The sequence below is a fragment of the Catellatospora paridis genome, from assembly GCF_009720365.1.
Lineage (GTDB): Bacteria > Actinomycetota > Actinomycetes > Mycobacteriales > Micromonosporaceae > Catellatospora > Catellatospora paridis.
In genome coordinates, this window is the sequence record NZ_ML769314.1 from 441,017 (window position 1) to 452,764 (window position 11,748).

14 protein-coding genes are annotated in these 11,748 nt (G+C 71.0%); 7 read left to right on the forward strand and 7 right to left on the reverse strand.

Annotation, left to right across the window (positions count from 1 at the left end; genetic code table 11):
• The first annotated feature begins 10 nt into the window (after positions 1–10).
• Positions 11–436 carry a cytochrome c oxidase subunit 4 gene (locus F9C41_RS11085; RefSeq protein ID WP_155386608.1) on the forward strand — a complete coding sequence of 142 codons (426 nt, stop codon included), beginning with the start codon at positions 11–13 and terminating at the stop codon, positions 434–436.
• Positions 437–511: 75 nt separating this feature from the next.
• Here F9C41_RS11085 and trpD read toward each other — a convergent pair whose 3' ends face one another.
• From trpD to F9C41_RS11100, 3 genes are read right to left on the reverse strand one after another with little or no spacing between them, the layout of a single operon-like run.
• Positions 512–1,609 carry an anthranilate phosphoribosyltransferase gene (trpD, locus tag F9C41_RS11090; RefSeq protein WP_155386609.1) on the reverse strand — a complete coding sequence of 366 codons (1,098 nt, stop codon included), beginning with the start codon at positions 1,607–1,609 and terminating at the stop codon, positions 512–514.
• A gap of 41 nt (positions 1,610–1,650) precedes the next feature.
• Positions 1,651–2,046, reverse strand: a complete 396-nt coding sequence (locus F9C41_RS11095) for a response regulator (RefSeq protein WP_155386610.1) — start codon at positions 2,044–2,046, stop codon at positions 1,651–1,653.
• Positions 2,043–3,062 carry a cytochrome c oxidase assembly protein gene (locus tag F9C41_RS11100; protein WP_230689537.1) on the reverse strand — a complete coding sequence of 340 codons (1,020 nt, stop codon included), beginning with the start codon at positions 3,060–3,062 and terminating at the stop codon, positions 2,043–2,045. The genes F9C41_RS11095 and F9C41_RS11100 overlap by 4 nt, the downstream gene beginning before the upstream one ends.
• A 129-nt stretch (positions 3,063–3,191) precedes the next feature.
• Here F9C41_RS11100 and ctaE point away from each other — a divergent pair, with 129 nt between their 5' ends.
• From ctaE to F9C41_RS11130, 6 genes are all read left to right on the forward strand, one after another.
• A complete protein-coding gene (gene ctaE / locus F9C41_RS11105) occupies positions 3,192–3,797 on the forward strand; it encodes an aa3-type cytochrome oxidase subunit III (RefSeq protein WP_155386612.1) in 606 nt (201 codons plus the stop codon).
• Positions 3,798–3,805: 8 nt separating this feature from the next.
• Positions 3,806–4,618: a cytochrome bc1 complex diheme cytochrome c subunit gene (gene qcrC / locus F9C41_RS11110; protein WP_155386613.1), complete on the forward strand. Its 813-nt coding sequence runs from the start codon at positions 3,806–3,808 to the stop codon at positions 4,616–4,618.
• A complete protein-coding gene (gene qcrA / locus F9C41_RS11115) occupies positions 4,615–5,691 on the forward strand; it encodes a cytochrome bc1 complex Rieske iron-sulfur subunit (RefSeq protein WP_155386614.1) in 1,077 nt (358 codons plus the stop codon). Before qcrC ends, qcrA begins: the two co-directional genes overlap by 4 nt.
• 2 nt (positions 5,692–5,693) lie before the next feature.
• Positions 5,694–7,280 (forward strand): cytochrome bc1 complex cytochrome b subunit, encoded by a 1,587-nt coding sequence (gene qcrB, locus F9C41_RS11120; protein ID WP_155386615.1) that lies wholly within the window; start codon positions 5,694–5,696, stop codon positions 7,278–7,280.
• 170 nt (positions 7,281–7,450) lie between these two features.
• Positions 7,451–7,630 carry a hypothetical protein gene (locus F9C41_RS11125; RefSeq protein ID WP_155386616.1) on the forward strand — a complete coding sequence of 60 codons (180 nt, stop codon included), beginning with the start codon at positions 7,451–7,453 and terminating at the stop codon, positions 7,628–7,630.
• Positions 7,631–7,724: 94 nt separating this feature from the next.
• Complete coding sequence (locus tag F9C41_RS11130) at positions 7,725–8,927, forward strand: cytochrome P450 (protein WP_155386617.1); 1,203 nt, start codon at positions 7,725–7,727, stop codon at positions 8,925–8,927.
• 131 nt (positions 8,928–9,058) lie between these two features.
• On the opposite strand, the gene F9C41_RS11135 is transcribed toward F9C41_RS11130, so the two are convergent.
• The 4 genes from F9C41_RS11135 to F9C41_RS11150 all read right to left on the reverse strand — a co-directional run bounded on the left by F9C41_RS11135 (position 9,059) and on the right by F9C41_RS11150 (position 11,730).
• Positions 9,059–9,892: an alpha/beta hydrolase family protein gene (locus F9C41_RS11135; protein WP_155386618.1), complete on the reverse strand. Its 834-nt coding sequence runs from the start codon at positions 9,890–9,892 to the stop codon at positions 9,059–9,061.
• An 84-nt stretch (positions 9,893–9,976) separates the two neighbouring features.
• Positions 9,977–10,252 carry an Lrp/AsnC family transcriptional regulator gene (locus F9C41_RS11140; protein WP_144121539.1) on the reverse strand — a complete coding sequence of 92 codons (276 nt, stop codon included), beginning with the start codon at positions 10,250–10,252 and terminating at the stop codon, positions 9,977–9,979.
• A gap of 108 nt (positions 10,253–10,360) precedes the next feature.
• Complete coding sequence (locus F9C41_RS11145) at positions 10,361–11,188, reverse strand: nucleotidyltransferase family protein (RefSeq protein ID WP_155386619.1); 828 nt, start codon at positions 11,186–11,188, stop codon at positions 10,361–10,363.
• A complete protein-coding gene (locus tag F9C41_RS11150) occupies positions 11,185–11,730 on the reverse strand; it encodes an NUDIX hydrolase (protein WP_155386620.1) in 546 nt (181 codons plus the stop codon). Before F9C41_RS11150 ends, F9C41_RS11145 begins: the two co-directional genes overlap by 4 nt.
• Positions 11,731–11,748: the final 18 nt, after the last annotated feature.

Below are 11,748 nucleotides of genomic sequence, written 5' to 3' on the forward strand. Positions count from 1 at the left end.
GGCTGGAGACATGAAGACCGAATACCGCATCTTCGTCGGCGTGGCGCTGTTCCTGATCGTCGTCGCGGTGGTGTACGGCTGGTGGACCGACCTGTCCATGGGCGGGGTCGAGTGGATCGGCACCACCGCGCTGGTGCTGTCGTTCCTGCTGTGCTCGATGTGCGGCGGATACTTCTGGTTCGTCTCGCGGCGCATCGACCCGCGACCGGAGGACCGGCTCGACGCGGAGATCGCGGACGGCGCCGGCGAGCTGGGCTTCTTCAGCCCGGGCAGCTACTGGCCGTTCGGCATCGCGCTGTCGGCGCTGATCGCCTCGCTCGGTCTGGTGTTCTGGATGTGGTGGCTGATCGGGCTCGGCATCGTGTGCGTGCTGCTGTCCACCTCGGCCATGCTGTTCGAGTACTACACCGGCACCCGGCGCACCGCGGAGCACTGATTCCCGCGTACCGAAAGCAAATGAAACCGGCCCCCTCCGCATCGGAGGGGGCCGGTTTCATTTCGTATGTCGGCGCTATTCGGCGTACTTCGCGGCCGCCGCGGCGGCGATCCAGCGCTCCAGCACGGCCGACGCCGCGCCGGAGTCGACGGCCTCGGCGGCGCGGCGCATGTTCGCGTGCAGCGCGTCGGTCAGCTCCTCGACGAGGGTGTCCGGGTCGGCGGGGCCCACGCCCTTGACCGCCCAGTCGTGGGCGGTCAGCCCGGTAGCCGTGTTGACCAGGACGGCGTCGCGCACCGGGCCGGTCTCCCCGCCCAGCAGGCGGCGCACCACCTCGGCGTTGAGCGACACGTCGCCGCCGCGCAGGTCGCCCGCGGCGGATCGGGCCACACCGAGGTCGGCGGCGTCGACGGTGAGTGGGGTGACCTGCCCGCCACGAGCCACCCAGAGGCGCGTCGGGGCGGCGGTGGTGAACTCGTCCAGGCCGTCCTCGCCGCACAGCACCAGGACCGTGTCACCGCGATCGGCGAACACCTGCGCCATGACCCCGGCCATCCGGACGTCGGCGCAGCCGATCGCGCCCGCGCGCGGCCGGGCGGGGTTGGTCAGCGGGCCGAGGAAGTTGAACGCGGTGGGCACACCCAGCTCGCGGCGCACCCCGCCGGCGTGGCGCAGGCCCTGGTGGAACGTGGCGGCGAAGCAGAACGTGATGCCGGCCTCCTCGGCGACGGCGGACACCTGCTCCGGGGTGAGGTCCAGTGGGATGCCCAGGAACTCCAGCACGTCGGCGGTGCCGCAGGAGGAGGATGCGGCCCGGTTGCCGTGCTTGACCACGCGGGCCCCGGCGCCGGCGGCCACGATCGCCGACATCGTCGAGATGTTGACCGTGTGCGCCTGGTCGCCGCCGGTGCCGACCACGTCCAGGGTGGCGCTGCGCTGCTCGTCGGTCTGCGGCAGCGGGGCCGCGTTCGCCAGCATCGTCGCGACCAGGCCGGACACCTCGCCGGCGGTCTCGCCCTTGGCCCGCAGCAGCAGCGCGAACCCGGCGATCTGCGCCGGTGTCGCCACGCCCGACATGATCTCGCCCATGGCCCAGGCCGTGTCGTCCGGCGTGAGCTCCTCCCGGCGCAGCAGCGCACCGAGCAGGTGGGGCCAGGTGTTCCGGTCGCCCATCGGGCCTCCAGGGGTGAAGGGCGTGGCGCGCGGTGCTCTCGTCAGGCGGCCACGACGTAGTCGTCGTTCAGGAGCGGAGCGATGACCTTCGCGGTCTCGATCGGGTCGAGCGGGTGCATCAGCGTCGCGTCGACGCGGGCGTACGCCGCCAGCCAGCGGTCGGCCGAGCGGGCGATGACGACACAGCAGGGCGGGCACTCGTCGATCTCGTCCTTGAGCTGACGCGCCACGCCCAGGCCACCGCCCGGAGTCGCCTCGCCGTCCAGCACCAGCAGATCGATCTCGTAGTCGTCCACGAGCTTGACGCACTCGCCGTAGGTGGACGCCTCGACGAACTCGACCTCGAGGTCGGGTGCCGGGTGCTCGCCGATGGCCAGTCGCATCCGGTCGCGGACCTGCGGGTCGTCGCTGTAGAGCAGGACGGTCTTGGTACTCATGCGCTCATCCTAAGCGGTGAAGTGATCTCGTGGTCGTGCGGTGCGCCGTCCGCGTCGGCCTGTGCCGACCCGGCCGCCGTACCGGCCGCCGACCCGGCCGCTGCGGCGGCCTCGGCGGCGGCCTGCGCGGCCTCCTCGCGGTCGAGTTGGCGGTCGATGCGGGCGGCCTCCTGGCGGGACTGCTTGATCCACTGGACGACGAGGACCGCGAGCATGGTGACCGAGACGAGCTCGCCGCCCGCCCACAGCACGCCGCCCGCGGTCACCTGGTCGGCCCAGGGGTCCATCCAGGACAGGTTCAGCGATGGATACCAGTCGCCGCCGAGGAGGTTCTTCTGCTGCATGATGGTGAGCCCGAGCACGGTGTGAAACGGGACACTCAACAGCATCAGCAGCGCGCGGGCCGGATACGGCCAGCGTCCCGGCAGCGGGTCGCGGCCCAGCAGGGGCCAGAAGAACAGGCAGCCGGTGGCGATGAAGTGCGCATGCATGACTTCGTGCAGCCACTCGTGCCGCAGGGTCTGCTCGTACAGGCTGGTGAAATACAGCGCGAACGGGTTGGCCACGAAGATGCCGAACGCGACCAGCGGGAACGCCAGCACCGCGGCGACCTTGCTGTGCAGCGCCGCCAGCAGGGTGCGGCGGGGGCGCGCGGGCAGCGTACGCAGGGCGAGCGTCACCGGCGCGCCCAGCGCCAGGAAGATCGGCGCGACCATGGACAGCGCCATGTGCTGCAGCATGTGCACCGACAGCAGTGTGGTGTCGTAGCCGCCGATGCCGCTCACCGTGACCAGGGCCAGCGTGCCCAGGCCGGGGCCGAGGAAGGCGATGGTGCGGCCCACCGGCCACCGGTCGCCGCGCATGCGCAGCCGGTGCGTTCCGTAGAGATAAAGCGCACCCGCCAGCAGCAGACCGACCGCGAGCCACGAGTCGAGCCGGGCCCCGGTCACCAGGGTCGCCACCGTGAACGGCGGAGTCTCCGCGGTCAAGGTCGCAACGTTCGAGGTCAGCGCGATGAAATGATCGACAGGCGGCACCACCCGAGGCTAGACCGTCGGCGGCGGCGGCACTTCGCCGGGTCGCGACACGCCGCCAACCAGGCACCCCGACGCTCACCGATGCAGGTAGGGGGCAATAATGACCGCGTGACTGCCGCCTCAGCCATCGACAAGAGCAGGATCCACTCCCTGACCAGGCCCAACATGGTCAGCGTCGGGACGATCGTGTGGCTCTCCAGCGAACTCATGTTCTTCGCAGCGCTTTTCGCGATGTTCTTCGCGATCCGCGCCGCGGACTACGACCAGTGGATCCAGCACTCCCACGTGCTCAATCTCCCGTACGCCGTGTTCTTCACGACGATCCTGGTGCTGTCTTCCATCACCTGCCAGATCGGCGTGCTGCGCGCAGAGCGGGGTGACGTGTACGGGCTGCGGCTCTGGTTCACCATCACGTTCCTGATGGGCCTGACGTTCGTGCTCGGCCAGGTGAACGAGTACCGCGTGCTGGTCAGCGAGGGCATCAAGATCAACGCTGACGGGTTCGGGTCGATGTTCTACCTGACCACGGGCTTCCACGGCCTGCACGTGACAGGCGGTCTGATCGCCTTCATCATCTTTATGATCCGCACCACCATGGGACGGTTCACGCCGGCGCAGGCGACCTCGGCGATCGTGGTGTCGTACTACTGGCACTTCGTCGACGTGGTCTGGGTCGGCCTCTTCTTCATGATCTACCTGCTGGAGCGGATGTGAGCTCGGCCATGACACCAGACACCCCACGCCCGGCGGCGGGTGCGCCCAAGCAGCGCGGCCGAGCACGCCGGCGGCTGAACTCGGCGCTGCGCATGTTCGCCGCGCTGGTCTTCGCGGGCGGCATCTACGCGATCGTCGCGCCCGGCGGAGCCCAGGGCGCCGCCCCGCTCACCCCGGCCGCCGAGGCCGGCAAGGCGCTGTACGACGTGAGCTGCATTACCTGCCACGGCGCGAACGCGCAGGGCGTGCCCGGCCGCGGTCCGAGCCTGATCGGCGTCGGTTCTGCGGCCGTCGAGTTCCAGGTGGAGACGGGCCGCATGCCGGCCGCCCGCCAGGAGGCGCAGGCCGAGCGCAAGGACCCGCAATACACCGTGGACCAGGCCCGGCAGCTCGGTGCGTTCATCCAGGAGCTGGGCGGCGGCCCTCAGCTCCCGGAGGGCGAGGACTTCGCGTCCAAGGGCGACATCGCCCGCGGCGGTGAGCTGTACCGGATCAACTGCTCGTCCTGCCACGCCTTCTCCGGCGGCGGCGGCGCGCTGTCCAGCGGCAAGTTCGCCCCGAGCCTGGAGCCGGCCACCGACCGGCAGATCTACGCGGCGATGCTCACCGGACCGCAGAACATGCCGGTCTTCGGTGACAACGAACTGTCGCCGCAGGACAAGTTCGACATCATCGCCTACGTGCAGAACCTGAAGACCGACAGCGACCCGGGCGGCTGGGGCCTCGGCCGGTTCGGCCCGGTCACCGAGGGCCTGGCCATCTTCCTGGTCGGCGTCGTGGCTCTGGTTTTCGCAGCGCTGTGGATTGCGGGTAAGTCATGAGTGACACGAACACCCAGGTGCGCGACGCCGCGGGCGTCGACCTGGACAATCCGAACCTGACCCGGTTCGACATCGTGCGCGAGGGCGCGCGGCGCGACGGCGTGGAGATCGTCCACTACGAGGCGCAGTACCCGCCGGGCTCGAAGGGCGAGCGGCGCATGACCCGCATCGTCGCCTTCTTCTTCCTGCTCACCGGCATCATGTCGACGCTGTTCGTGATCGCCTTCATCTGGTGGCCGTGGGAGTACCAGCTCGGCCCGCACGCCAGCAAGTACTACACCCCGGTTCTCGGCCTGACCCTGGGCCTGGCCCTGGTCGGCGTCGGTCTGGGCATCCTGACCTGGGGCAAGAAGCTGCTCCCGCACGAGATCGCGATCCAGGAGCGGCACGACGGCCCGTCGTCGCCGGAGGAGCAGAAGCTCACCGGCACCACCCTGCAGTACCTCGGCGACGAGATGGGCCTGGGCCGGCGTCCGATCCTGAAGTGGTCGCTGCTCGGCCTGGCCCCGCTGGGCCTGGCGGCCGCGGCCGTGCCGATCGGCGCCCTCATCAAGGACCCGCACCACCCGGACATCCTGTTCAAGACGGGCTTCGCGGGCGCCACGCCGCAGAACCCGATCCGGCTGATGCACGACGACGGCACGCTGGTGCGGCCCGAGGAGGTGAGCACCGGTGGTCAGATCACGGTGTTCCCGAACATCCCGGGCGGAGCCACCAACCACTACGCCGACTCGCCGACGCTGCTCATCCACCTCCGGGAGGACGACGCGGCGAAGCTGAACGGCCAGCTGTACACGCTCAACCAGGGCAGCACCTGGAGCAGCTTCGTGGCCTACTCGAAGATCTGCACCCACGCGGGTTGCCCGGCGAGCCTGTACGAGCAGCAGACCAACCGTCTGCTCTGCCCGTGCCACCAGTCCCAGTTCCTCATCACCGACAACGCCCGGCCGATCTTCGGCCCGGCGACGCGGTCCCTGCCCATGCTGCCCATCAGCGTGGACAAGGAGGGCTTCCTCGTGGCGACCGGCGACTACAAGGTGCCGGTCGGGCCGGCGTTCTGGGAGAAGGACTGACCATGAAGCGTCGCAAGGTTGACTTGAAGGCCCTGCCGGGCAAGACCGCGCAGGAGGTGGACACCCGGCTGCCGGTCGCGACCCCGTTGCGCGGCATGCTGAACAAGGTGTTCCCCGACCACTGGTCGTTCCTGCTGGGCGAGATCGCGCTGTTCTCGTTCATCATCCTGCTGCTGACCGGCACGTTCCTCGCGCTGTTCTTCGAGCCCTCGCTGCAGGAGGTGCACTACGACGGCTCGTACCTGCCGCTGCAGGGCGTGGGCATGTCGCGGGCGTACGAGACGGCGCTGGACCTGTCGTTCGACGTGCGCGGCGGCCTGATCATGCGGCAGATGCACCACTGGGCGGCGCTGCTGTTCATGGCCGCGATCGTGGTGCACATGTTCCGGATCTTCATGACGGGCGCGTTCCGCAAGCCGCGTGAGCTCAACTGGATCATCGGCCTGAGCATGTTCTGGCTGGGCTTCACCGAGGGCTTCGCCGGCTACTCGCTGCCCGACGACGCGCTGTCCGGCACCGGCCTGCGCATCGCCTCGGCGATCATGCTGTCCATCCCGGTGATCGGCTCCTGGGTGACCACGTCGCTGTTCGGCGGCGAGTTCCCCGGCGAGATCATCCTGTCCCGGCTGTACATCCTGCACGTGTTCCTGCTGCCGCTGATCCTGCTCGCGCTGGTCAGCATCCACCTGGGTCTGGTCTTCGTGCAGAAGCACACCCAGTGGCCGGGCCCGGGCCGGACGAACAAGAACGTGGTCGGCGAGCGCTTCGTGCCGCGCTACGTCATCAAGCAGGGCGGCTTCTTCATGCTCGTCTTCGCGGTCATCGCGCTGATGGGCGGCCTGTTCCAGATCAACCCGATCTGGCTGTTCGGCCCGTACGAGGCCGCGGTGGTGTCCGCGGGCAGCCAGCCCGACTGGTACGTCATGTTCCTCGACGGCTCGACCCGTCTGATGCCCGCCTGGGACATCAGGGTCCTCGGATACAACATCCCACCGCTGTTCTGGCCGACCGTGGTGCTGCCAGGCATCCTGTCAGTCCTGCCGATGGCGTATCCGTGGATCGAACGGCGCTGGAAGAAGGACTACGAGTCGCACAACCTGCTGCAGCGTCCGCGTGACGTGCCGGACCGCACCGGTCTGGCCGCCATGGCGCTGGCGTTCTACCTGGTGCTGACGATCTCCGGCGGCAACGACATCGTCGCCGACAAGTTCCACATCAGCCTGAACGCGATGACCTGGGCGGGCCGCATCGGCATCCTGATCCTGCCGCCGCTGGCGTACTACTTCGCCCGCCGTCTCTCACTCGGGCTCCAGCAGCACGACCGCGAGGTGCTGGCGCACGGCGTCGAGACCGGCATCATCAAGCGGCTGCCGGACGGGCGGTTCGTCGAGGTGCACCAGCCGCTGGTCGCTCCCGACGAGCACGGCCACACCGACCTGCCGTACGTCGGCTGGACAGTGCCGAAGAAGATGAACCGCCTCGGCGCGCTGGGGCCGGCCGTCCGCGGCTTCTTCCGGCCGATCGAGCAGCCGGCACCGCCGCAGCAGGAGGAGCAGCCGCGCGAGGAAGTCACCTCCGGCAAACCCTGATCCGGCAACGGTTTCACGACGAAGGGGCATCCGCCACGGCGGGTGCCCCTTCGTCGTGCCGGGCGGTCGCGTGGGCACGGTCACACGGGTGTACGCGCCGTTCCGGACGGATCTTGAAGGCGCGCCATGGCATAGTCGTGACTCGTTCGACCCACCCCAGGAGGCAGTACATGTTCACGGCATACCAGGACGGCAACCGCGGCACGGGCACCGCACCGGCAGTGCGCAGGCCCGCCGTTCCGCAGGGTGTCGCCCGGCACGCGATCTTCAACCGCGCGTGGTCCGTGAACTGCTGCGCGTCGACGCACACCGGCACGGGCTGCCGCCCGATGTCGCTCATGCCCCGCTGACCCAGGCACACCCACCGCGCCCCGGCGGCACGGCGTTCGGCGTGCCCGCCCGTCGTAGTCTTCGCTCAGGGACGGCGACGATGGGGGAGCGGCGATGCAGGACGCACTGGCGGCGATGCAGGCACTGGCCACGACGGCGGGTCGAGCCGATCCCTACCCGCACTACGAGCGGCTGCGCTCGGCCGGGCCGGTGGCGTCGCTGGGCGACGGGTTCGCCGTCGTCACCGGGTATGCCGAGGCCGACCAGGTGCTGCGGGACGCCTCGTGCCGGGTCACCGACGCCGTCGCGCTGGACCGGGCGATGCCCGGCTGGCGCACCGTCGCCTCCTGGCAGTGGCTGAGCCGCACCATGCTGTGGCACAACGCGCCCGACCACACCCGGCTGCGCCGGCTGGCCGGCTCGGCCTTCACCGCCCGCCGCGTCGCGGCGCTGCGCGCCGACGTCACCGCGCTGGCCGAGGAGCTCATCGAGCCGATCGCGGCCGCGGGCGGGCCGGTGGACTTCATGGACACGGTGGCGTATCCGCTGCCGGTGTCGGTGATCTGCGCCCTGCTCGGGGTGCCCGCCGCCGACCGGGACTGGTTCCGGCCGCGGGCCCACGACCTGACCCTGGCCCTGGAGGTGTTCGCGGGCGACCCGCAGGAGCTGGCCCGCGCCGACGCCGCGAGCGACGAGCTGGCGGAGTACTTCGTCGACCTGCTGGCGCGGCGGCAGCGCGAACCGGGCGACGACATGATCAGTGATCTGCTGGCGGCGGGCGCGGACGGCCGGATCGGCGGCGCGGAACTCGTCGCGCACCTGGTGCTGCTGCTGGTCGCCGGTTTCGAGACGACCACCAACCTGCTCGGCAACGGCCTGGCCATGCTGCTCGACCGGCCGGAGCACCTGGCCCGGCTGCGCGCGGACCCGGACCTGTCCCCGGCGTACGTCGAGGAGATGCTGCGCCTGGACCCGCCGGTGCAGGTGACCTCGCGGTACGTCGGACAGGACACCGAGCTGGCCGGAGTCGACCTGCGCGAAGGCACCGAACTGCTGGTAGTGCTCGCCGCGACGGGACGGGACCCGCGCCGCTTCACCGCGCCGGACAGCTTCCTGCCGGACCGCCCGTCGGTGCCGTCACTGTCCTTCGGCGCGGGCGCCCACTACTGCCTGGGCGCGCCGCTGGCCCGCCTGGAAGCCCAGGTCGCCTTCCCGCTCCTGCTGGCCAAGCTGCCCCACCTGCGCTCCGCGGGCGTGCCCACTCGCCGCGACCGCCTCGGCTTCCGCGGCTACGCCACCCTGCCCATCGCGGCCTGACGCCCCGCTCCGCCTCTTGATCGTCGGACTTGCCCGGCACCTGTGCGTATCTTGGGCCCGCATTCGCCCAGGTGCCTGGCAAGTCGAAAGACCTTGGTGCGGATCCTGCCCGCGCCGGTCACGGCGGGTGGTCAGTGGCGGATCGGGAGCCAGGCGGTGATGCGGGGGGCCAGGGCCGCGCCCGCCTTGACCCACTTGAAGTGGTCCAGGGGTGCGGCGGCGTCGGCGGAACTGAGGTGGTCGCGGCGGACCTTCGCGCCGGTCAGCGCGGCGACCAGGTGGTCGGTGGTCTCCGGCGGGGTGTACTGGTCGTCGTCGACGCTGATCGCGAGCACCGGCAGGTCGACCTCGGACAGACCCGCGCCCGCGCCCAGGTGGGCGGGGAACAGGCCGTGGCGGGCGGTGTACGCCCAGTCCTTGATGACGCCGCGGGCCTGGCGGCCGCCGAAGCCCCAGCCGGGCCAGACGCGCAGCAGCGCGGAGACGGCGTTGACGAACTGCGTCATGGCCAGCACGCCCAGCCGCTGCCGGGGGTAGGCGCGCCAGTACGGCAGCCCGACCGCGATCAGGACCAGCCCGTCCACGCTGTGCCCGGCCCCGCGGGCGGCTTCGCGCGCCAGGTGCAGCACGCAGACCTGGCCGCCGAGCGAGTGTCCGAGCAGGATGGTGCGCCGCCCGGCGCGGTGCTCGGCCAGCGCCTCCAGGACGGCGGCGACGTCGTCGGCGAGCTCGGTGTAGCCGTACCGGCTGTCCCGGGCAGGGCGCGGCGCGCTCGTGCCGGTGCCGCGCAGGTCGGCCACCGCGACGCCGAGGCCGGCCTCGTTCAGCGAGTGCGCGAAGCGGGTGTAGTAGCCGGCCGGCACGCCCATCGCCGGGAAGATGACGACCAGGGGTGCGTCGGGGGCCTGCGCCGGGTGGAGCTGGACGCCGAGCCGGTCGCTGCCGCGGTCCACGGTGAGCTGCATGGCAGCAGCCTAGACCGCGACGTTACTCACAAGTAAGAAGCGTCGGGTGTGACGCGGGCCGCTCCGCGAGGGTCACGCGCGCGCTCAGAAGCCGATGGCGAACGCCTGCTCCAGGTCGTGGCGCGAGTACGAGCGGAACGCGATGTGCGTGTCGGTGTTGAGCACGCCGGGCACCTTCGAGATGCCGCCCGCGATGACCTCGGCGATGTGGTCGAACTCGCGTACGCGGATGATCGCGATCAGGTCGACGCCGCCCGCGACGGAGTACACCTCGCTGACGCCCTCCAGGTTGGCCAGCTCCTCGGCCACCTCCGGGATCGCGTCGGTCGCGCAGTCGATGAGAACGATCGCTGTGATCACCGGAGACTCCTCGCGTCGTGCGTCTGTCGATCATGAAGTTGTGGCCGCGACACGCCGTCGACCCGTGCCACAAGTTCATGATCATTGTATCGGGCCTACGGGGCCATGCTATGCCGCGGGGACGGTGAGGTCCCGGCCTACCCGGATCACGCGGTGCAGGTTCTCGTGCGGGGCGACGTACGCGCCGGGCCACAGCACGCAGTCGCGGACGGCACCGTCCACCCGGGAGCCGGCGCCGAGCACGCTGCCGTGCGCCTCGCCGGTGACCTGCACATCGTCGCCGAACATGTTCACGCCGCCGGCGGCGTGCAGGTTGGCGGCGAGGTAGTCGGCGGGCGTGCCGCAGTCGAGGTAGCGGCCGGGCAGCGCGATCACGTCGAGCCGCCCGCTCTGCTCGGCCGGACGCCAGGTGGTGCGGACCAGTTCGCGCGGCTTGTCGGGCAGGGCCGCGACGTCGGCGGCCGGCAGCAGCGACGCGCCCGCGAAGTTGTAGCCGTGGAACGGGTCGGGCAGCCCGGCCTTGACGCCGTGCATCCGCACCCGCCTGCCGTCCCAGCCGGACAGCAGCGCTGCCAGATCCTCCGGGGCGTCGGCCGCGACATACGCGTCGGCGTTGAGCACCAGCACCGCCCGACCGTCGATCCAGCCGTGGAGGTTGCCCAGCGCCCCGGCGGTGCCCAGCGGCTCCTCCTCGAAGGACAGCCGCACCAGGCCGTCGACGTGCTCGGCGATCTGCCCGGCCAGCCAGTGCGTGTTGACCGCGACCCGGTCCGGGCCGGTCAGCCCGACCTCGGCCAGCCGCTCGAGCGTGCGGTCCAGCAACGTCGCGTTGCCGACCGGGACCAGGGCCTTGGGCCGCAGCATGGTCAGCGGCCGCAGCCGCGTGCCCAGCCCGGCGGCCAGCACCACGGCGCAGACATCGTCGGGGGCTCTCACCGGGCCACGTCCACCTCGTCGCGCAGGTGCGCCTCCGGCCCGATGCCGTAGTGGCCGAGTAGCCGGGCCGTGGCCGGGGTCACCACCGGCAGCTCGTCCAGGGCGTACCAGCGGGCCTCCCACACCTCCGCGCCGTCCACGCTGAGCGCGGTGCGGGCGGCGGGCACCCGGGCCGTGAAGACCATGTCCACCCAGTGCCCGCGGTGGTGCACCACCGCGTTCGGCACCGCCGGGGTGACCTGGTCGGGGGTGAGCCGGATGCCGGTCTCCTCGGCCGCCTCGCGGCAGGCCGCCAGGATCGGGGCCTCCCGCCGCTCCAGCAGCCCGGCGGGCAGTGTCCAGCCGCGGCCCGGCGGCTGGCGCAGCAGCAGGATGCGCTCCGGGCCGTCGGCCTCGCTGTCGAAGATGAGCACCACCGAGCCCACCGAGTAGCGGGCGGTCACCAGCTTCACCATGCGGTTACGCCAGCGCGGCGGGATCCGGTAGAAGACGCCGTAGCCGAACGAGACCAACTTCAGCCGCAGTGGTGAGCGCCGGTTCACCGGACAACCCTGCGGGGC

Excerpts from the sequence above, each read along its gene's own strand:
- F9C41_RS11085 (WP_155386608.1), top strand. The coding sequence starts at position 11 with ATGAAGACCGAATACCGCATCTTCGTCGGCGTGGCGCTGTTCCTGATC.
- trpD (WP_155386609.1), bottom strand. The coding sequence starts at position 1,609 with ATGGGCGACCGGAACACCTGGCCCCACCTGCTCGGTGCGCTGCTGCGC.
- F9C41_RS11095 (WP_155386610.1), bottom strand. The coding sequence starts at position 2,046 with ATGAGTACCAAGACCGTCCTGCTCTACAGCGACGACCCGCAGGTCCGC.
- qcrC (WP_155386613.1), top strand. The coding sequence starts at position 3,806 with ATGACACCAGACACCCCACGCCCGGCGGCGGGTGCGCCCAAGCAGCGC.
- qcrA (WP_155386614.1), top strand. The coding sequence starts at position 4,615 with ATGAGTGACACGAACACCCAGGTGCGCGACGCCGCGGGCGTCGACCTG.
- qcrB (WP_155386615.1), top strand. The coding sequence starts at position 5,694 with ATGAAGCGTCGCAAGGTTGACTTGAAGGCCCTGCCGGGCAAGACCGCG.
- F9C41_RS11125 (WP_155386616.1), top strand. The coding sequence starts at position 7,451 with ATGTTCACGGCATACCAGGACGGCAACCGCGGCACGGGCACCGCACCG.
- F9C41_RS11130 (WP_155386617.1), top strand. The coding sequence starts at position 7,725 with ATGCAGGACGCACTGGCGGCGATGCAGGCACTGGCCACGACGGCGGGT.
- F9C41_RS11135 (WP_155386618.1), bottom strand. The coding sequence starts at position 9,892 with ATGCAGCTCACCGTGGACCGCGGCAGCGACCGGCTCGGCGTCCAGCTC.